Raw genomic sequence first — 19,395 nt, forward strand, 5'->3', positions numbered from 1 at the left:
TCCTTAGTAACTACTTCTTGCTGCTTGCTTCAGTCTTCGTCGCTGTGGAGCCTGCGTCGAACGGAGAGCAGTTCCACCTCGGGCCGCGCGGCGACGAGTCGCTCGCAGCGGTCCAGTACGTCGGTGAGGTGTCCCGTGTCCCCGGAGACCACCGCGAGCCCGATCTCGGCCCTGCGATGGAGGTCCTGACTGCCCGTCTCGGCCGCGCTCACCGCGTACTTGCGCTGGAGTTCGGCCACGATCGGACGGACGAGTGAGCGTTTCTCCTTCAGCGAGTGGACGTCGCCGAGGAGCAGGTCGAAGGACAGAGTCCCCACATACATGTGTGTCCGGATGTCCCGCCGGTTCGGGGTATGGGCGCCGGTCTTGGACGCCGATACAGGAACCGTACACGCAACGGCCGGGGCCGATCGACGGAAATTCTCTCCGCCGACCGGCCCCGATCGCGTGCTGTGTCGATCAGCCGCGAGGCTTCTCGCGCATCTCGTACGTCGCGATGACGTCGTCGACCTTGATGTCGTTGAAGTTGCCGAGGTTGATACCGCCCTCGAACCCTTCGCGGATCTCGGTGACGTCGTCCTTGAAGCGACGCAGACCGGAGATGTTGAGGCTCTCCGCGATGACCTTGCCGTCGCGGACGAGGCGCGCCTTGGTGTTGCGCTTGACCTCTCCGGAGCGGACCAGGACACCGGCGATGTTGCCCAGCTTGGACGACTTGAAGACCTCGCGGATCTCCGCCGTGCCGAGCTCGACCTCCTCGTACTCCGGCTTGAGCATGCCCTTCAGGGCCGCCTCGATCTCCTCGATGGCCTGGTAGATCACCGAGTAGTACCGGACGTCGACGCCCTCGCGCTCCGCCATCTGCGCCGCGCGGCCCGCAGCGCGGACGTTGAAGCCGATGACGATCGCGTCGGAGCCGGTCGCCAGGTCGATGTCCGACTCGGTGACCGCACCCACGCCGCGGTGCAGGACGCGGATGTCGACCTCTTCGCCGACGTCGAGCTGGAGCAGCGAGGACTCAAGGGCCTCCACCGAACCGGACGCGTCGCCCTTGATGATGAGGTTGAGTTCCTGCACCAGACCGGCCTTGAGGGCCTCGTCCAGGTTCTCCAGGGAGAACCGGACTCCACGCCGGGCGAAGTTGGCGTTGCGCTCGCGCGCCGCGCGCTTCTCGGCGATCTGACGTGCCGTGCGGTCCTCGTCGACAACCAGGAAGTTGTCGCCGGCGCCCGGGACGTTGGTCAGACCGAGGACGAGGACCGGGGTCGAGGGACCCGCCTCTTCCACGTTGTCGCCCTTGTCGTCGAGCATCGCGCGGACACGGCCGTAGGCGTCGCCGACCACCATGGTGTCGCCGACCCGCAGGGTGCCGCGCTGGACCAGGACGGTCGCGACGGCGCCGCGGCCACGGTCCAGGTGGGACTCGATCGCGATGCCCTGCGCGTCCTGCTCCGGGTTGGCCCGCAGGTCGAGCGAGGCGTCCGCGGTGAGGACCACGGCCTCCAGCAGGCTCTCGATGTTGAGGCCCTGCTTGGCGGAGATGTCGACGAACATCGTGTCGCCGCCGTACTCCTCGGCCACCAGACCGAACTCGGTGAGCTGACCGCGCACCTTGGTCGGGTCGGCGCCCTCGACGTCGATCTTGTTGACCGCGACCACGATCGGCACGTCGGCCGCCTTGGCGTGGTTCAACGCCTCGATCGTCTGGGGCATCACACCGTCGTTGGCCGCCACCACGAGGATCGCGATGTCGGTCGACTTGGCACCACGGGCACGCATGGCGGTGAACGCCTCGTGACCCGGGGTGTCGATGAAGGTGATGCGACGCTCTTCGCCGTTGACCTCGGTCGCGACCTGGTACGCACCGATGTGCTGCGTGATACCGCCGGCCTCGCCCGCGACGACGTTCGTCTTGCGGATGGTGTCCAGCAGTCGGGTCTTACCGTGGTCGACGTGACCCATGACGGTCACGACCGGCGGACGCGCGACGAGGAACTCCTCGCCACCCTCGTCCTCGCCGAACTCGATGTCGAAGGACTCCAGGAGCTCGCGGTCCTCCTCCTCCGGGCTGACGATCTCCAGGACGAAGTTCATCTCGTCCGCGAGGAGCTTCAGCGTCTCGTCGGAGACGGACTGCGTGGCAGTGACCATCTCGCCGAGGTTCATCATCACGCCGACGAGCGACGCCGGGTTGGCGTTGATCTTCTCGGCGAAGTCGGTGAGGGACGCACCGCGCGACAGACGGACGGACTGTCCGTTGCCACGAGGCAGCATCACACCGCCGACCGACGGGGCCTGCATGGCCTCGTACTCCTGGCGCCTCTGCCGCTTCGACTTGCGACCACGACGCGCGGGACCACCGGGACGACCGAAGGCGCCCTGTGTGCCACCACGGCCACCCGGACCACCGGGACGACCACCGAAGCCGGGACGGCCACCGCCACCACCGGCGGGAGCACCCGGACGGCCGGCGAAACCGCCGCCACCGCCACCGGGACCCGCGGGACGACCGGCGAAGCCGCCACCGCCGCCACCGGGACGACCGGCGAAGCCGCCGCCACCACCGGGACGACCAGCGCCGCCACCCGGACCACCGGGACGACCGCCGCCACCACCGGGACCACGGCCACCAGGACCGCCACCGGGACGGGGGCTACCCGCAGCGGGACGCTGCGGCATCATGCCGGGGTTCGGACGGTTGCCACCGGGGCCGCCGCCGGGACGCGGAGCGCCGCCCTGCGGGCGGGGCATGCCGCCCGGGGTCGGACGCGCGCCACCGGGAGCACCCGGACGGGCACCACCCGCAGCGCCCTGGGGACGGGGACCGCCCTGACCGGCACCCTGCGGACGCGGAGCGCCACCGGGAGCACCCGGACGGTCGGAGCCGCCGGGACGCGGGGCACCACCGGGACGGGGCGCCGAAGGGCGCGCCATGCCGGTGGAGCCACCGGAGGTGAACGGGTTGTTGCCCGGACGGGGACCGGCCGGACGAGCACCGGGACGCGCGCCCTGGCCGCTCGGACGCGGAGCGCCGGGACGGTCACTGCGCTCGGGACGGTCGCCACGACCCTGACCACCCTGGCCGGGACCGGCCGGACGGGCACCGCCCGGACGGGGAGCCTGGCTCGCCGGACGCGGGGCGCCCGGACGGGCGGCGGAACCGGCGCCGCCGGTGGAGGCAGGGGCGGCCGGAGCCGCCGGAGGCGCGGTGAACTCGGGAGTGGTCGGCGCCGGCGAGGCCGGACGCGGCGCGGGCCGCGGGCCCGGACGGGGACCACCGGCGGAGGCCGGTGCGGCGGGCGCGGCCGGGGCTGCGGGAGCCGCGGCGGCGCTCTCGGCGACGGCCGGCTTCGGGGCCGGCGGGCGCGGGGCGGCAGGACCCGGACGGGCACCCTGCGCCGGAGAGGGGGCACCCGGACGAGCCGGGGCAGCCTTGCGTGCGGGGGCGGGCTTACCGCCTCCGCTGCCCTGCTGGAGGGCGTCTGTCAGCTTGCGTACAACGGGCGCCTCGATCGTCGAGGACGCCGAACGGACGAATTCACCGAGTTCTTGGAGCTTGGCCATGACGACCTTGCTCTCCACCCCGAACTCCTTGGCGAGTTCGTATACCCGGACCTTAGCCACTTCGCTCCTTTTAGGTCCGGGTGCGTCCGGACCGTCGCTACTTCATGGGCGTACTCATCGCGTGCTCATCGAGTGCTCATCGCAATCTCGACCTACTTCCAACTCGCGGAATACCGGGCCGCACGGAGGTTCCGTACGACTCGCTCTTACGGTGTTGCCTGCTCGACGTAGAGGCGCAACGCCTTTGTGTCGAGCGCTCCCTGGGCACGCAGCGCCCGTGGGAACGCCCGGCGGCGTACCGCCAGGTCCAGACAGACCAGGGCGGGATGCAGATACGCACCCCGGCCGGGCAGCGTACCGCGATGATCGGGGACGCATTCGCCCTCGACCGCCACGATCCGCAGCAGTTCGCTCTTGGCCGCTCGCTCCCGGCACCCCACACAGGTGCGCTCAGGGCATGCGCGGGCTCGCGTCCGGCCAGACACTGCTAAGTCTACCTCCCCGCACCGACCTCACCCCTGTGGGGGAAAAATCGAACGGTTGTTGTCGTGATCTGAGCCACCTGCGGCTCAGAACTATTCCCCACTCCCGGAGGAGCCCTGCTCGGACGGCTGTTCGGTGTCCGGACGGATGTCGATCCGCCAGCCCGTCAGGCGGGCCGCAAGCCGGGCATTCTGCCCTTCCTTGCCGATCGCCAGGGACAGCTGGTAGTCCGGCACCGTCACGCGCGCGGAACGGGCCGCGAGGTCCACCACCTCGACCTTGGAGACCCGCGCCGGGGACAGCGCGTTGGCCACCATGTCGGCCGGGTCGTCCGACCAGTCGACGATGTCGATCTTCTCACCGTTCAGCTCGCCCATCACCGCGCGCACCCGGCCGCCCATGGGGCCGATGCAGGCGCCCTTGGCGTTCAGACCGCTGCGGGTGGAGCGGACGGCGATCTTCGTACGGTGGCCGGCCTCACGCGCGATGGCGGCGATCTCCACCGACCCGTCGGCGATCTCCGGGACCTCCATGGCGAACAGTTTCTTCACCAGATTGGGATGCGTACGGGAGAGCGTCACGGACGGGCCGCGCACACCCTTCGCCACCCGGACGACGTACGACCGAAGGCGCAGGCCGTGCGGGTACGTCTCGCCGGGGACCTGCTCCTGCACCGGCAGGATGGCCTCCAGCTTGCCGATGTCGACGAGCACGTTCTTCGGGTCGCGGCCCTGCTGGACCACTCCGGTGACGATGTCGCCCTCGCGGCCCGCGTACTCGCCGAGCGTCGCGTCGTCCTCCGCGTCGCGCAGCCGCTGCAGGATGACCTGCTTGGCGGTGGTGGCGGCGATACGGCCGAAGTCGGACGGGGTGTCGTCGAACTCGCGCGCCTCCTGCCCCTCCTCCAGGTCCTCGGGGTCCTCCTTCGCCCACACCGTCACGTGGCCGGTCTCCCGGTTGAGCTCCACGCGCGCGTGGTGGCGGCTCCCGTCGGTACGGCGGTAGGCGATGAGGAGGGCCGACTCGATCGCCTCGACCAACAGGCTGAAGGAGATCTCCTTCTCCCGTACCAAGCCCCGCAGGGCACTCATGTCGATGTCCACGGCTACGCCTCCTCTGCGTTCTCTTCGTTGTCTTCGATGTCGTCGTTCTTGCTCTTGCGGTTGAACTCGACCTGCACGCGGGCCTTGACGACATCCGCGAAGGCGAGCCGCTTGGCGGTGGGCTTGCGCCCCTTCACGCCGGGCACCTCCACGTCGATGCCGTCGTCGTCCACCTCGATGATCCGGGCGACCAGCTCACCGCTCTCGGCCAGCTGGAACTTCACCAGGCGGTCGGTGGCGCGTACGTAGTGACGGTGCTCCGTGAGCTCGCGCTCCGCGCCGGGGGTCCCGACTTCCAGGGTGTACTCGCCCGTGCCCATCGCGTCGGTCTCGTCGAGCTTCGCCGAGAGCGCGCGGCTCACATCGGCGATCTGGTCCAGATCCGCACCCGAGTCGGAATCGACGACCACGCGCAGCACCCGCTTGCGTCCGACCGAGTCCACTTCGACCTCTTCGAGATCGAGTCCCTGGGCACCGACGAGCGGTTCCAGCAGTTCTCGCAGCCTCTCGCTCTGGGTCGTGCTCATCCGGGTGACTCCTCGGCCGCGTGTGCTGTTGTGGGTAGGGCGCGTGTCTGCACAAAGGGTATCCGGTCCTGGGGTGTGTTGCCGTCCACGTGTGCCTCCGGCGGCGGACCGGGGCGCCTTCGAGCTCGGGTGGTTGCGGTGGTCAGGCGGGTGCGGGTCGGTGGGGGCTGATCGCGCCGTTCCCCGCGCCCCTTGGGTGGGTCCACGAGCCGGTGACATGAGTTGGGGGGATGCGCGGGTACCGTGATCACGGGCCGCGCCGCCCTTCTCGCCTTTTCGTTCGTACGAGCCCCTGAGGACGATCTGCCGTGCCGTTCCCCCCGCCCTCGCGCACCCTTCTGGGACCGCGCAGAAGGAGCCTGCTCGCCTCGGCCGCCGGAGCCGCCCTGCTGGTGGGCTGCTCCACCGACGGCGACGACTCCGAGAGCACGGGCGGCAGCCAGTCGGCCGCCGAACGCGCACGCGCGCGTGCGGCCACCGACAGCGAGGACCTGCTCCGGCGCTACGACGCGACACTCGCCGCCCACCCGACACTGGCGGAGCGCCTGAGCCCGCTGCGCGCGGACGTCGTACGGCATGTGACGGCCTTCGGGGGCAACGGTTCCACCCCTTCGGCCACCCCGTCCGCCACGGCCACCGCCTCGCCGTCGGCTTCGGCTTCGGCCGTACCCGCGAACGCGAACGACGCCCTGTCCGACCTGGCCGCGGCCGAGCGGAGCCTCGCCGACCGGCGGGCCAAGGCGCTGCTCGATCTGCCCGGTGAACTGGCCCGACTGCTGGCCTCGGTGGCCGCCGCGGGGGCCGCGCACGCTTATCTGCTGACGGAGGGTGCCAAGTGAGCGAGGAGAAGGCCGCGGAACTGACCGCGCTGCAGGCGGCGCTGGCCGCCGAGCACGCGGCGGTGTACGGCTACGGCGTGGTCGGCGGGCGCATCCGGGAGGGCCGGCGGACAGAGGCCAAAGCGGCCTACGACGCCCACCGCGCCCGGCGCGACGCGCTGGTGCACGAGGTACGGGACCTGGGTGGCAAGCCGGTGGCCGCGTCCGCCGCGTACGCGCTGCCGTTCCCGGTGCCGGACTCGGCTACGGCCGTACGGCTCGCCGCGGAGCTGGAGGAGCGGGTGGCCGGGGTCTACTCGGATCTGGTGCGGGCGTCGACGGGCGGGCTGCGTGGTACGGCCACGGAGGCGCTGCGGGAAGCGGCGGTCCGGGCGGTGCGCTGGCGCGGCGGGAGCGTACCCTTCCCTGGTCTCGCCGAGCGGGCCGCGACACCCACGGCCTCGGTGACACCCACGGCGTGATCCGCACGGGGACGCAGGACGGCAGGACCGTAGGAAGGGAACAACTCGCGCATGGCTTTCGAACCGCCGCAGCGTCTGGTGAGGGCGCTCGGTGAGACGGCACCGAGCGGTGACGACTGGTTGGAAAAGCTGCCCGAGGTGGCCCAACAGGCCGTTGATCTACGCGAGTTGACTGTGGAGCGGGTGCAGGTGCCGGGCGGGCGCAGCAGCCTGGTCGTGCTGGTGCGGCGGCCCGACGGGACCCCGGCGGTACTGAAGCTGGCCCCGCACCGGGCCCGCCCGGAGAGCGAGCGGGCCGCGCTCGCCCACTGGGGCGGGCGGGGCGCCGTAACGCTGATCGAGGCGTCGGCCGGTGAGGGTGTGCTGGTGCTGGAGCGGTTGCATCCGGACGTGTCGGTGCGGTCGCTGCCGGAGGCGAAGGCGTTGCTGGAGGCGGCGGGCACCTTGCGGCGGCTGTGGGTCGAGCCGCCCGGTGACCATGCGTTTGAGACCGTGGCCGAGCGGACGGGGCGGCAGGCGCGGGTGATGCGCGGCAGTGGACCGGAGGTCGCCTCGCTGGTCTCGGCCGCGTTGGAGGCTCGGGAGTCGTTGTTGGCTGCGCCGCCTGAGGTTCGGTTGCTGCACGGGACGTTTCGGCAGAGCAAGGTGTTGGCCGGGGATCGGGTGCCGTGGCTTGCCGTAGGGCCGGATCCGGTTGTTGGTGAGTGTGCGTTTGATCTGGCTCGGTTGGTTCGGGATCGGGTTGAGGATCTGATTGCCACGCCGTCGGGGGCTTCTACAACTCGGCGGCGAATTAAGCGACTTGCTGAGTCCTTGGATGTGGATCAGGAGCGGTTGCGGGGGTGGACGTTGTTCCGGGCGGTGGAGTCCGGAGTGCGGGCACTGCGCGTGGGGCGGCCTCGGGATGCTGAGTTGTTGCTGGAATTTGCCGGGTGGCTTTAGGTCGGTTCTTTGGCTGCGGGTGCGTTGTGGCTGGGCGCGCCCACGCGGCGGAGCCGCAAATCGATACAGCCCCGCGCCCCTAAAGGCACTTGGCACCGTTGCTTTATAGGGTCGCTCGGACTCCGTCCTTCCATACCTCCGCTATGTTGCCGGGCAGCGCCTTCAGGTCGTAGGCGTCGCCCTCCACCAGGACCAGGTCTGCTCTGTGGCCCGGTTCTACGGTGCCCAGGTCGTCGTAACCCAGTAGGCGCGCGGACGACGATGTGGTGGCCGCCAGCACCTCGGCCGGGGTCATGCCGCACGCCTCCATCAGGGGGAGTTCGTCGAGGTTGGTGCCGTGGGGGCCGATGCCGCTGTCTGTGCCCATGGCTATGCGGACGCCTGCTTCTGCGGCTCGGCGTACCGAGTCGGCGTGGGCCTCGGTTACCTCCTTGGCCTTGCGGACCATGGCGTCGGGGATCTGGACCCCGGCCTCGGCCGCTCGGATCACGGCCACGGGGGCGATCAGGGTGGGGACCAGCCAGGTGTCGTGTCGCAGCATGAGGTCGATTGCCTCGTCGTCCAGGTGGATGCCGTGTTCTATGGAGCGGACGCCTGCGCGGACCGCGTTCTTGATGCCCTCGGCGCCCTGGGCGTGAGCCATGACGTAGCGGCCCTGGGCTGTCGCCTCGGCCACGAGGATGTCGAGTTCCGCCGGGGTGAACTGGCTGTGCCGGGGGTCGTCTCGTGGGGAGAGGACGCCGCCGGTGGTGCACACCTTGAGGACCTCGGCTCCGGCGCGCAGCAGGGTGCGGGCGGTGCGACGCATTTCGTCCGGGCCGTCGGCTATCGCGGGTGGGCGGCCCGGGTGCGGTACGGCCAGGCCGGCGCACTGGCCCGAAGGCATCCAGTTGTCGCCGTGGCCGCCGGTCTGGCTGATCAGGCCGATGGAGATCTGGACGCGGGGGCCCGTCAACAGGCCGTCGTCGACTGCTTGTTTGACGCCCAGGTCGGCGCCCGCCGCGTCGCGGACCGTGGTGATGCCCGCTGCGAGGGTGCGGCGCAGGTTCACCGCCGCCTCGTAGAACTGGTACGAGAACGGCTTCTGCAACGCCCCCAGCAGGCCTATGCCGTTGAGTGTGAGGTGGACGTGGCAGTCGAACAGGCCCGGCAGCAACGTGCGTCCTGTGCAGTCGACTTGGGTGTCGCCGTCCAGGCCCGTTCCGACGTCGACTATGCGGCCTTCGGACACGACCACATCTGCGGGGGCCGGGTCCGCGCCGGTGCCGTCGAAGACCAGGCCGCCCGTGAAGACCGTACGGAGTGCGGAGTTGTTCATGCCGTCATCGCAACCTGCTTGTCGGGTTCGGGAGTTGTCCTGCGGGCCAGGAGGCGTTCCGCGGGCGCCGCGAGGGTCAGGACGATCAGGTTGGCGGCCAGGCCGATCAGGCCCACGTTGACGTGGCCCGCCAGGTCCTTGTTCCAGAACGTCAGCCAGATGACGGCCAGTTCGCCCACGAACAGGCCCGCCAGGACCGGGACCTTGCCCACCGGGCGGCGGGCCAGGAAGCCCAGGGCGATGGCGGGGGCGAGTTGGACGGTGCCGCTGTAGGTGAGCAGGAGCAGGTTGGCCAGCAGATCCGGGCGGAAGATCGCCAACAACAGTGACAGACCACAAGCCGCCACCACCGTGCCGTGGTTGATCCAGAACTGGGTGCGTTCGCCCTGTACGCGGGCGATGTTGCGGGCCACCAGTGAGGAGATGCCGATCAGGATGCCTGCCGCCGGGACCATCGCCGTCGCTATCGCCGCGATCACCACCAGGCCCGTCGCCCACGCGGGCAGGACCTGCTTGCTCAGGGTCAGCAGGATGCCGTTCGCCGAACTGCCCGGCTTGAGCACGAGGATGGCGGCGAAGCCGACGGTGATCGGCATCAGGAGGCAGAGTTCGTAGAGGGGCATCCAGGTGTAGTTGCGGCGCAGGACCTTGGGGTCGCGGGCGGACATCACGGCGGGCCAGGCGTGCGGGAGGCACATCAGGCCTACGCCGATCGCGCTGACCAACATGCTTGTGGTGAACCAGACTTGGTCGGCGGGGCCCGCGTGGATCGTCAGCATCTCGGGGTGCAGCTTGTCGATGCGGTGGAACATCGCGCTCACTCCGCCCGCGAAGTGGGAGGGGATGGCGACGAGAAGCACGCCCAGGACGATCAGCATGACGACGTCCTTGAAGTACGACGTCATCGCGACGCCGTGCAGCCCCGCCCACAGGACGAAGGCCACGACCAGCGCGCTGCCGATGATCATGCTGAGCGTGCCGGAGGACGAGTTGCCGGTGACCAGCTGGACGATCAGCCCCAGCCCGGTGATCTGGAGTTGGAGGTACGGGAGTACGAAGACGACGCCGAGGACGGCCGCGACCGTGCCGAGGAGTTTGCTGTCGTAGCGGTCCTCCAGGTAGTCGCCCTGGGTGAGGTAGCCGCGCTCCTTGCCGAGGGACCAGAGGCGCTTGGCGAGGAAGAACAGCACCATGTAGCCGATGGGGACGTACGGGAGGGCGTAGAGGGCCGCTACTCCGCCGCTGAACGCGAGGCCTGCCATGCCGAGGAAGGTGAAGGTGGTGAACACCTCGCCGGCCTGCAGGAACCACATGCTCACCGCGCCGAAGTTGCGTCCGCCGACGGCCCATTCGGACAGGTCGGCGGCGGGCTTGCGGCGGCCGGCGAAGCCGAGGACGCCGATCAGCACGATGCCGGTGAACGTCATGATGAGGATGGTCGTCACTGGTCGACTCCCTCGGCGATCGCGATGGTCTCCGTCAACTCGGTGGTCTCGCGCGCCATCAGACGCTCCGTCAGCAGCAGTGCGGGCGTGCACATCACGCACCAGGCCGCGCCCCACACGAGCATCCGGGGCAGGCCGAACCACAGCCCGTCGGTGTTGACGAACGGCAGGAACGGCATGAGGGCCAGTGCGAGCGCGGGCACGGCGGGGATCAGGTGGTAGGGGCGCACTACGCGGCCTCCTTGGAGAGACGGTCCAGTCGGCGGACGGCGAGTTCGGCGAGCAGGGCGGAGCCGTCGGAGACAACGCTGTCGTCGAAGGCGGCGAGCGGGGAGTGGTTGCCGGGCGCGGTCTCCGGGTGGCCGGTGGTGTCGGCGCCGAGGAAGACGAAGGCGCCCGGCACCCGGTCCAGGACCCGGGAGAAGTCCTCCGAGCCGGTGATCGGGTCGGCCAGCGGCGCGAAGCGCTCCTCGCCGAAGGCCTCGCGGACGGTGCCAGCGAGGAAGTCGTGCTCGGCGACGTGGTTGACCGTGACCGGGTACTCGGGGACGAAGTCGACCTCGGCGGTGAGGCCGTGGGCCGCCGCGATGTCCTCGCAGAGGCGTACGGCGATCTCGGCGGCGCGTTCGGCGGCGGCCGGGGTGAAGGTGCGTACGGTCGCCTCGAAGACGGCGTCGTCCGGGATGATGTTGCGCCGCGTGCCGGCGTGGAAGGTGCCGACAGTGACCACGACCGGGTCGAAGACGTCGAAGCGCCTGGTCACCATCGTCTGCAGCGCGGTGACCATCTCGCAGGCCACCGCTATCGGGTCCAGCGCGGCGTGCGGCCGCGAGCCGTGCCCGCCGGCTCCTACGACCCGTACGTGCAGGCCCGCCGAGGCCGCCATGAGCGTGCCGGGGCGGGAGCTGAAGACGCCGGTGGGGTACGACGACGAGCTGACGTGGAGCCCGTAGGCGGCGTCGACCGGGCGGCCCGCCGCCGCCAGGACGCCCTCTTCGACCATGTGCCCGGCGCCGTCCCAGCCCTCCTCCCCCGGCTGGAACATGAACACCACGTCCCCGGCGAGGAGTTCGCGCCGGTCGGCGAGCAGCCGGGCCGCGCCGACGAGGCCGGCGGTGTGCAGGTCGTGGCCGCAGGCGTGCATGGCGCCGTCGATGCGGGAGGTGAACTCCGCGCCGGTGCGCTCGGTGACCGGCAGACCGTCCATGTCTCCGCGCAGCAGTACGACGGGGCCGCCGGGCTCGGTTCCTCCGCCGCGCAGGACTGCCGTCACGGAGGACAGTGACGTGCCCGTGCTGATCTCCAGCGGCAGTCCGTCCAGCGCGGCCAGCACCTTCTCCTGCGTACGCGGCAGGTGCAGGCCGATCTCCGGTTCCTGGTGCAACGCCCGGCGCAGGACGGCCAGTTCGCCCTGGAGCTCGTGTGCGTCGTCTCTCAGAGTCATCCCGTTCCCCTCGTAGGTCACTCCCGCAACTCCAGGACGCTGCCCAGCCGGACGGGCGCTCGTGCGTCGGGCGCCGTACGGACCGCGCTTCTGGTCGGCAATGATGAGAGGGCGGTGCATTACTGCAGCGAATTTTGGAGAGATCCGCCGTACAACGGCCGCCAATCCGAGGAATCCGCCATGCTGTCCGAATCCGACCTCGCCCTGGTCAACGCGTTGCAGCTCCGGCCGCGCGCCCCCTGGTCACTGATCGGCAGAGCGCTGGGGGTCGGGCCGGTGACGGTCGCCCGGCACTGGGAGCGGCTGGTCGAGCGGCGGGAGGCGTGGCTGACTGCCTATCCGGGCGCGGCAGTCGGTGAACGGCTGGCGTTCGCGTTCGTGCAGGTGGACTGTGCGCCGGGCGAGGCGATGCGGGTGGCGCGGACGGTGGCCGGCGATGCGCAGTTGACTGCCGTCGACTATGTGGCGGGGCCCTGCGATCTGGTGCTGCATCTGGTGGCGGCGAGCCTGGAGGGGGTGTCTCGGTATGTCGTCGAACGGGTCTCGGGGCTGCGGGGGGTGGTGGGGACGCGGACGTTGGTGGCGCCGCGGATGTATGCGGAGGGGAGTCGGTGGCAGGTGCGGGCCATCTCGCGTGAGCAGCGGGGGTTGTTGATGGCCGCGGAGCCGTCGGCGTCACCGGGGATGTCGCCTCGGTTCGGGGAGTTGGATCGGGATCTGCTGCTGGCCCTTGGGGAGAACGCCCGTGCCTCGCATGCGGAGTTGGCTTCGCGGCTGGGGGTTGGGGCGAGTACCGTTCGGCGGCATTTGGGGGCGGCTCTTGCGGGTGGGGTGATTCGGTTGCGGTGTGAGATCGCGCGGTCTCTGTCGCCTGCGCCGGTGACGATGTTGTTGTGGTTGCGGGTGCCGCCGGATCAGTTGGAGCGGGCGGCTCGGACGCTCGGGCGGTTTCCTGAGGTGCGGATGTGTGCGGCGGTCAGCGGAGCGGCGAATTTGCTGGTCGGGGTGTGGTTGCGGTCTCCGGGGGATGCGGTGGGGTTGGAGAGCGAGATGGTGGCGAAGTTGTCCCGGTTGGAGATTGTTGATCGGGCGGTGACTTTGCGGCCGGTGAAGTTGGGTGGGTGTTTGTTGGATGAGCGGGGGCGGATTGAGGGGCGGGTGGCTATGGATTTTTGGGGCGGTTGAGCTCGGGGCCGTCCGTTGTGTTCGGAGTGCGGGTGCGTGGGGGCTGGTCGCGCAGTTCCCCGCGCCCCTTAAGGGGCGCTCCAGTTGGCGTTAGTTTCTAGTCGCCGTTAGTTTCAGGGCCAGGACCGGGCAGTCCGATGCTGCTCTGCGCGCCCGTTTCGCCGTGCGGGGCGGTATAGGCGCTCCGTCCACCAGGGGGTAGCCCCATTCGTCCAGGGTGATGTGGTCCGGGAGCAACTCGGCGCACAGGCCATGGCCCTGGCACGCCGTCCAGTCGATGTCGATTTTCTGGTCCATGGTCAGTGGGCCTCATTCGGGATGGGCAACAAAGGTGTCGAGTCGCTCGCGGTGCACAAACCCCTTGCGTGGGCGTCCAGTTCGGCCGCGAAGGTCGTGAGCGCGCTGCGGACCAGGCGGACCGTGCCGTCGGGGTGGTGGCAGGCGCCTCGGCCCTCTACCAGGCCGGACCAACGGGACACGTCCTGGCGGGTGTTGGCCTGGGGGCCGGGGGTTGCCAGGGTCTGGAAGGCGGAGGCCATGCGCGGGAGGCCGTTGAGGCAGGGGCCGCACTGGCCGGCCGACTGGAGGGCCAAGTAGCGCAGTACGCGGGCGGTTTCGGCCACTCCGCAGCGGTCGGCGGGGAGTGCTGCCAGGACGCCTGCTCCCAAGTCGCCTGCGTCGAGCGGGCGTTGGGCGGCTTCGGTGGCCGGGATCCAGGTGCCGTGATAGCCGCCGACCAGTACCGCGGACACTCCTTGCAGGGGGAGCAGTCGGCTCAGTGGCAGGCCGAACGGAGCTTCCACGACCCGGACTTCGCGGCCCGGCACATGCAGGGTGCACAGGGTGCTGCCCGGTTGGGCGGGCGTGCCGGCCGTGCGGAACCAGTCGGCGCCGTAGCGGGCGACCAGGGCGAGGTGGGCCAGGGTTTCCACGTTCTGGATGAGGGTGGGGGCTTTGCGCACTCCGCGTTCGCGGACCGGGGGGTGCTGGTGGCGGGGCAGCGGGGCGTTGCCCGAGACGTACTGCGCCAGCGCCGACGCCTGGCCCGACAGGAAGCGTTTGGGCAGGCGGACGACCTGTACGGGGAGCGGGTCGTTGCGTTGGGCCAGGGCCGACTCCAGGTAGGACGCGCCGTCCTCCACGGCCAGGTGCGCCTCCCCCGCGCCGACCGCCCGGGCCGCCAACTGCAGCCCGTCCAGGACCAGATGGGGTGAAAGGCGGAGCAGCGTCTTGTCCTTGCGGCTGGCCGGTTCGCCCTCTGCTCCGTTTGCTACGACTACCGGCGCGCGGCCCGCGCGGCGGCTCGCGTCGACCACCGCGACCAGCTTGCGGTACATCGGGAACGCGGCGCCTCCGCGCCCGGTGAGGCCGGATTCGGCGACGGTTCTCAGGAGAGCGTCGGGATCACCGTACGACAGTGGGCCGTAGCGCTGTTCGTGGGTGGAGAGGTCGGCCGCGGTACCGCCGGGGGCGAGGAGGCGGGGGGACATGTAGACGTCGGTGAAGGTCGTGGTGGTCATGAGCGGGCTCCTTCGGCTGTGCGGAGCAGGGCCGCGGGGGTGCGGTGGGACTCGCGGGCGGAGTGGGCCATGCGGATGCCGAAGGCGGCTACCACGGCGGCCACGCAGGACACGGTCAGCCAGGTCATCCAGTCGGTACCGGTGTCCGTGCCGATGCCGATGCCGTGGATCAGGGCGACCGGCCAGGAGGCGTACGCGAGCCAGTGGAGCGCCCGCCAGGTGCGGTGGCCGATGCGTTCCCTGAGGAGGCTGGTGATCAGGACCGCGAGCATCAGGTCCAGGGCGACCGTGCCGAGGCCGAGCCAGAGCGGCTGGTAGTCGGAGACGAAGGGGACGACCGCGTCGAGGACGGTGATGTTCACGTATCCGTCGATCACCGCCATCACTATGTGCAGGGCCAGGAAGGCGGTCGCGGAGAGGGAGAGGGTGCGGTGCAGGGTGACCGTGCCGAAGCGGGGCAGGCCGGGGAGCCGGGTGCGCAGGCGGACCGCGATGCCGAGCAGGACCACGACCGTGAACAGGACGAGGCAGACGGCGCCGGTGGCGCGGTTGGCGTACCAGAGGATCTCGGAGCTCATGCGGCGGTCCCCCGGGTCGCCGCCGGGGAGGTGGGCCAGCCGGGAGTCGTGACGACCGTGCCGTCCTGCGCCACCAGGCGTGCGGGGAGGCCCAGGCGCGTCAACCAGCGTTCCGCGCCCGCTCCCTTGACCAGGGACGCCGTGCTCGCCGCGTTGGCGTCGGCGCTCGTCGCCGCGGCGACCGAGACCGTGCGCCAGGGGCTGCGGACCGGGAGGCCGGTGCGCGGGTCGACGATGTGGTGCAGCTCGTGACCGCCCCGACGCCAGCGGCGGGCGGCCGTGCCCGAGGTGGCCAGGCCGCCGGAGCGCAGGCCGATCGTGGCGTACGTGCCGTGCGTGGGCATCTCGTCGACAGCGCCGGTGACGTCCTGGACGCGGATGTTCCAGCCGCCGGCCGGGGGCTCCCCCGCGACGGCCGTGTCGCCGCCGAGGCTCACCAGGACTCCGCAGCCTGCCACTTCGGCGAGCATCGCGGCGGCCTTGTCGGCGGCCCATGCCTTCGCCGTGGCGCCGAGGTCCAGCTGGATGCCGGTCGGGACGGTGACCGTGCCCGTCGTGCGGTCCAGGTCGATCATGCGCCAGCCCGGGGCGCGCTTCACCGTGAGCCGGATCGGGCGGTCGTCCTCTTGGACGAGGGTGAAGTCCCGGTCGTAGCCGATGGCGTTCATCGCCGAGCCGACCGTCGGGTCGACCGCGCCGTCCGTCGCCTCGGCAGCACGCAGCGCTACCGCCAACGCCTCGGCGAGCAGCGGGCTGACGGTGACCGGGCGGCCCAACGAGGCATCCAGCGCGGTCAGTTCGGAGTCGGCACGGAACCTGCTGCAGGCCGCGTCGACCTCGGCGAGGTGCCGGGCGAGGAGCAGGTTGCAGGAGTCCAGCAGGGCCGGGTCGGTGACGACCAGCCGGACGCTGGTCCCGAGGGCACGCCAGTCGGCGGCGGCCGTCGTGCGCGCGGGCACTGAAGTCGTTGTGCTCATCACGACGCTCCCGACGTGGAGTCGGTGGAGCTGCCGGACGAGGACGACACCCCGCTGGAGGACGCCTGGAGGTCCGAGGACGAAGAAGAAGAGGACGACGAGGACGACGAGGACGACGAGTTGTCCGAGGAGGAGCTGCTCGTCGAGTCGTCCGAGGAAGTTGAGGACGAGGACGTGGAGGACGAGGAAGACGACGACGAACCGGTGTCCGTGCTCGCCGTCGTGTCCGACTGCATCGTGCCGACCAGGGCGAACACCCCGGCAGCCGCCGCCAGCGTGACCGCTGCCGTGGCCGCCGCGATGCGCCGCTTGCCTCTGCGGACCGCCGTAGCGGCCCCACGCTCCTTGACTGTCATGACCGTTCCCCTCCGCAGTGACGCTCTGTCACTCACTACGGTCGGGGACCAGCCTGAGAGAAGTCTGTGAGGCGTCCATACGCCTCCCGAGAACTCTCTGAGAGGAATCTTAAATTGCTTGAGGCTTCAACAAGCCCACCGTTGACTGCCGCTTACGCGGTGAGGCGCGCGATCGCCTCGTCGACGGTCAGTTCCTCGCGCTCGCCGGTCCTGCGGTCCTTCAACTCCAGGACGCCCTCGGCGGAGCGGCGGCCCGCGACCAGGATCTTCGGTACGCCGATCAGCTCCGAGTCGGTGAACTTCACGCCCGGGGAGACGCCGGCGCGGTCGTCGACCAGGACGCGCAGGCCGGCCGCGCGCAGCTTCTCCGATACGTCCAGGGCGAGTTCGGTCTGGAGGGCCTTGCCCGCGGCTACGACATGAACGTCGGCCGGAGCGACCTCCGCGGGCCAGCACAGGCCCTTGTCGTCGGCGGTCTGCTCGGCGAGGGCGGCGACCGCGCGGGAGACACCGATGCCGTAGGAGCCCATGGTCACGCGGACCGGCTTGCCGTGCTGGCCGAGGACGTCGAGCTTGAGGGCGTCGGCGTACTTGCGGCCCAGCTGGAAGATGTGGCCGATCTCGATGGCACGGTCCAGCTTGAGGCCGGTGCCGCACTTGGGGCAGGGGTCGCCCTCCTGCACGACGACGACATCGACGTACTCGCCGACCTCGAAGTCACGGCCCGCCACGACGTTCTTGGCGTGCACGCCGTCCTTGTTGGCGCCGGTGATCCAGGAGGTGCCGGGGGCCACACGCGGGTCGGCGATGTACGTGACCTTCTCGCCCAGGCCCTGCGGACCGACGTAGCCACGCACCAGGTCGGGGCGGCCGGTGAAGTCCTCCGCCGTCACCAACTCGACTGCGGCGGGGGCGAAATGGGCCTCGACCTTGCCCAGGTCGACCTCGCGGTCGCCGGGCACTCCTACGGCCACGATCTCGCCGTCGACCTTCACGAGGAGGTTCTTCAGAGTGGCGGAGGCCTCGACGCCGAGGTGGGCGGCGAGGGTCTCGATGGTGGGGGTGTCGGGGGTCGGGATCTCTTCGAGCGCGGGCACGCCGGTGGCGTCCACGGGCTTCAACTCGTACGTGATCGCTTCGGTGTTGGCGGCGAAGTCGCAGTTCGGGCAGTCCGCGAAGGTGTCCTCGCCGGCCTCGGCGGGGGCCAGGAACTCCTCCGACTTCGAGCCGCCCATCGCGCCCGCGGTCGCGGCGCAGATGCGGTAGTCGAGGCCCAGGCGCGCGAACACCTTCTGGTAGGCCTCGCGATGCAGGGCGTACGACTTGGCGAGGCCCTCGTCCTCCGTGTCGAAGGAGTACGAGTCCTTCATCAGGAACTCGCGGCCACGGAGGATGCCGGCGCGGGGGCGGGCCTCGTCGCGGTACTTGTTCTGGATCTGGTAGAGGATGACCGGCAGGTCCTTGTAGGAGGACGCCTGGTCCTTCACGATCAACGTGAAGATCTCCTCGTGGGTCGGGCCGAGGAGGTAGTCGCCGCCCTTGCGGTCCTGGAGGCGGAACAGCTCGGGGCCGTACTCCTCCCAGCGGCCGGTCGCCTCGTACGGCTCGCGGGGCAGGATCGCGGGGAGCAGCACCTCCTGGGCGCCGATCGCGTCCATCTCCTCACGCACGATCCGCTCGACGTTCGAGAGGACCTTCTTGCCCAGGGGCAGCCAGCTCCAGATGCCGGCCGCGGTGCGGCGGACGTAGCCGGCGCGCACGAGCAGCTTGTGACTGAGGACCTCGGCGTCCGCCGGGTCGTCGCGCAGCGTCTTCGCCATCAACTGGGACATGCGCTGGACCGGTGCGTTCGCCATGGTTCCTGTACTCCTGCCGGGAAAGGGTGATGGCTAGGAGGTTAGCCGGGCGTGCTGTGCCGGTGGAAATCGGTTAGCGGCGGCGCAGCGGCAAGGGGGCACCCATCACGGCGTACGGCTTGGGGGCGCTCGGGAACAGGACCTGGCGGGCGAGGTCCTCGTAGCCGAGGGAGTGGTAGAGGCCCCGGGCCGGGCTGTCGGTGTCGATCGCGGAGAGGATCGAGCGGGGTTCGGCGGCGGCGTCCGTGATAGTGGTGATCAGGGAACGGCCGAGGCCGCGGTTCTGGTAGTGCGGGTGGACGTGCAGCTCGGTGATCACGAAGGAGTTGTCGAGCCAGGCGTCGTGGTCGCGGGCGCGGAGGTACGGCTCGACGACCGTGGACCACCAGTGGGTGCGGTTGTTGGGCATGCCGTAGACGAATCCGACCAGTCGGCCCTCGGTGGTGGCGCCCAGTGCTCGGGCGCCGGGGTAGGTCATGTGGCGCAGGACGATCTGTCTGCGTACGGCTACCTCGTCCGCGCCCAGTCCGAAGGCGATGGCCTGGACCGCGAGGGCCTCGTCCACGTGGATGAAGAGGTCCAGGGGGCCGATCACGACGTCTTCGGGGTGGCGGTGACCGTGACCGGGAAATCGCATGTGGGGAGAGTACAGGGGGGTGACGGTTGTCGTTCGAGTGCGGGCTGTATGTGGCTGGTCGCGGCTACGCGGCGGAGCTGCACATGTCACAGCCGCGCGCCCCTGAGAGCTTCTGCGGGCTTCTGCGGGCTTCTGCGGGCTTCTGCGGGCTTCTGCGGGC

At 70.4% G+C, this 19,395-nt stretch carries 20 protein-coding genes; 5 read left to right on the top strand and 15 right to left on the bottom strand.

From position 1 onward, the window contains the following. Positions 1-29 precede the first annotated feature (29 nt). From AB0I69_RS18490 to rimP, 5 genes are all read right to left on the bottom strand, one after another. The gene (locus AB0I69_RS18490) at positions 30-323 is read right to left on the bottom strand and encodes a DUF503 domain-containing protein (protein WP_019064765.1); all 294 of its coding nucleotides are present in this window, start codon (positions 321-323) and stop codon (positions 30-32) included. A gap of 136 nt (positions 324-459) precedes the next feature. Next, a complete protein-coding gene (gene infB, locus AB0I69_RS18495) occupies positions 460-3,624 on the bottom strand; it encodes a translation initiation factor IF-2 (RefSeq protein WP_363096697.1) in 3,165 nt (1,054 codons plus the stop codon). A 146-nt stretch (positions 3,625-3,770) separates the two neighbouring features. Beyond that, positions 3,771-4,049 (bottom strand): YlxR family protein, encoded by a 279-nt coding sequence (locus AB0I69_RS18500; RefSeq protein WP_363096698.1) that lies wholly within the window; start codon positions 4,047-4,049, stop codon positions 3,771-3,773. A 90-nt stretch (positions 4,050-4,139) separates the two neighbouring features. Next, positions 4,140-5,150: a transcription termination factor NusA gene (nusA, locus tag AB0I69_RS18505; protein ID WP_363096699.1), complete on the bottom strand. Its 1,011-nt coding sequence runs from the start codon at positions 5,148-5,150 to the stop codon at positions 4,140-4,142. 2 nt (positions 5,151-5,152) lie between these two features. Further along, a complete protein-coding gene (gene rimP, locus AB0I69_RS18510; protein WP_363096700.1) occupies positions 5,153-5,677 on the bottom strand; it encodes a ribosome maturation factor RimP in 525 nt (174 codons plus the stop codon). Positions 5,678-5,985: 308 nt separating this feature from the next. On the opposite strand from rimP, the gene AB0I69_RS18515 reads away from it, so the two are divergent. Genes AB0I69_RS18515 through AB0I69_RS18525 form a run of 3 tightly spaced genes read left to right on the top strand, consistent with a single transcriptional unit; the run spans position 5,986 to position 7,919 of the window. After that, a complete protein-coding gene (locus tag AB0I69_RS18515; RefSeq protein ID WP_363096701.1) occupies positions 5,986-6,516 on the top strand; it encodes a hypothetical protein in 531 nt (176 codons plus the stop codon). Next, positions 6,513-6,977: a ferritin-like domain-containing protein gene (locus tag AB0I69_RS18520; protein WP_363096702.1), complete on the top strand. Its 465-nt coding sequence runs from the start codon at positions 6,513-6,515 to the stop codon at positions 6,975-6,977. Before AB0I69_RS18515 ends, AB0I69_RS18520 begins: the two co-directional genes overlap by 4 nt. Before the next feature lie 51 nt (positions 6,978-7,028). Continuing rightward, positions 7,029-7,919: an aminoglycoside phosphotransferase family protein gene (locus AB0I69_RS18525; protein ID WP_363096703.1), complete on the top strand. Its 891-nt coding sequence runs from the start codon at positions 7,029-7,031 to the stop codon at positions 7,917-7,919. A 103-nt stretch (positions 7,920-8,022) separates the two neighbouring features. On the opposite strand, the gene AB0I69_RS18530 is transcribed toward AB0I69_RS18525, so the two are convergent. The 4 genes from AB0I69_RS18530 to AB0I69_RS18545 are packed head-to-tail and all read right to left on the bottom strand — an operon-like array spanning position 8,023 to position 12,126. Continuing rightward, positions 8,023-9,237 carry an amidohydrolase family protein gene (locus AB0I69_RS18530; RefSeq protein WP_363096704.1) on the bottom strand — a complete coding sequence of 405 codons (1,215 nt, stop codon included), beginning with the start codon at positions 9,235-9,237 and terminating at the stop codon, positions 8,023-8,025. Next, a complete protein-coding gene (locus AB0I69_RS18535; protein WP_363096705.1) occupies positions 9,234-10,682 on the bottom strand; it encodes a sodium:solute symporter family protein in 1,449 nt (482 codons plus the stop codon). Before AB0I69_RS18535 ends, AB0I69_RS18530 begins: the two co-directional genes overlap by 4 nt. Then, positions 10,679-10,912 (bottom strand): hypothetical protein, encoded by a 234-nt coding sequence (locus tag AB0I69_RS18540; RefSeq protein ID WP_363096706.1) that lies wholly within the window; start codon positions 10,910-10,912, stop codon positions 10,679-10,681. Before AB0I69_RS18540 ends, AB0I69_RS18535 begins: the two co-directional genes overlap by 4 nt. Further along, on the bottom strand, positions 10,912-12,126 hold the full coding sequence (locus tag AB0I69_RS18545; protein WP_363096707.1) for a M20 family metallopeptidase: 1,215 nt from the start codon (positions 12,124-12,126) through the stop codon (positions 10,912-10,914). Before AB0I69_RS18545 ends, AB0I69_RS18540 begins: the two co-directional genes overlap by 1 nt. A 180-nt stretch (positions 12,127-12,306) precedes the next feature. Here AB0I69_RS18545 and AB0I69_RS18550 point away from each other — a divergent pair, with 180 nt between their 5' ends. Beyond that, entirely contained in the window at positions 12,307-13,311 is a 1,005-nt protein-coding gene (locus tag AB0I69_RS18550) for an Lrp/AsnC family transcriptional regulator (protein WP_363096708.1), read from the top strand. 90 nt (positions 13,312-13,401) lie between these two features. On the opposite strand, the gene AB0I69_RS18555 is transcribed toward AB0I69_RS18550, so the two are convergent. From AB0I69_RS18555 to AB0I69_RS18570, 4 genes are read right to left on the bottom strand one after another with little or no spacing between them, the layout of a single operon-like run. Then, complete coding sequence (locus AB0I69_RS18555; protein ID WP_363096709.1) at positions 13,402-13,608, bottom strand: ferredoxin; 207 nt, start codon at positions 13,606-13,608, stop codon at positions 13,402-13,404. Positions 13,609-13,610: 2 nt separating this feature from the next. Then, entirely contained in the window at positions 13,611-14,831 is a 1,221-nt protein-coding gene (locus tag AB0I69_RS18560) for an NADH-ubiquinone oxidoreductase-F iron-sulfur binding region domain-containing protein (RefSeq protein ID WP_363096710.1), read from the bottom strand. Continuing rightward, complete coding sequence (locus AB0I69_RS18565; RefSeq protein WP_363096711.1) at positions 14,828-15,409, bottom strand: ferric reductase-like transmembrane domain-containing protein; 582 nt, start codon at positions 15,407-15,409, stop codon at positions 14,828-14,830. The genes AB0I69_RS18560 and AB0I69_RS18565 overlap by 4 nt, the downstream gene beginning before the upstream one ends. Then, positions 15,406-16,386, bottom strand: coding sequence for an FAD:protein FMN transferase (locus AB0I69_RS18570; RefSeq protein WP_363096712.1), 981 nt, complete (start codon positions 16,384-16,386; stop codon positions 15,406-15,408). The genes AB0I69_RS18565 and AB0I69_RS18570 overlap by 4 nt, the downstream gene beginning before the upstream one ends. Before the next feature lie 15 nt (positions 16,387-16,401). Between AB0I69_RS18570 and AB0I69_RS18575 the strand changes: the two genes are divergently transcribed. Then, a complete protein-coding gene (locus AB0I69_RS18575; RefSeq protein WP_363096713.1) occupies positions 16,402-16,812 on the top strand; it encodes a hypothetical protein in 411 nt (136 codons plus the stop codon). An 82-nt stretch (positions 16,813-16,894) separates the two neighbouring features. Here the strand turns inward: AB0I69_RS18575 and AB0I69_RS18580 are convergent, their stop codons facing one another. Together AB0I69_RS18580 and AB0I69_RS18585 are read right to left on the bottom strand one after the other, a co-directional pair. Continuing rightward, positions 16,895-18,598 carry a proline--tRNA ligase gene (locus AB0I69_RS18580; RefSeq protein WP_363096714.1) on the bottom strand — a complete coding sequence of 568 codons (1,704 nt, stop codon included), beginning with the start codon at positions 18,596-18,598 and terminating at the stop codon, positions 16,895-16,897. 73 nt (positions 18,599-18,671) lie between these two features. Continuing rightward, on the bottom strand, positions 18,672-19,235 hold the full coding sequence (locus AB0I69_RS18585) for a GNAT family N-acetyltransferase (RefSeq protein WP_363096715.1): 564 nt from the start codon (positions 19,233-19,235) through the stop codon (positions 18,672-18,674). Positions 19,236-19,395 lie beyond the last annotated feature (160 nt).

Origin of the sequence: Streptomyces sp. NPDC050508 (assembly GCF_040655155.1) — a bacterium.
Taxonomy (GTDB): Bacteria; Actinomycetota; Actinomycetes; order Streptomycetales; family Streptomycetaceae; genus Streptomyces.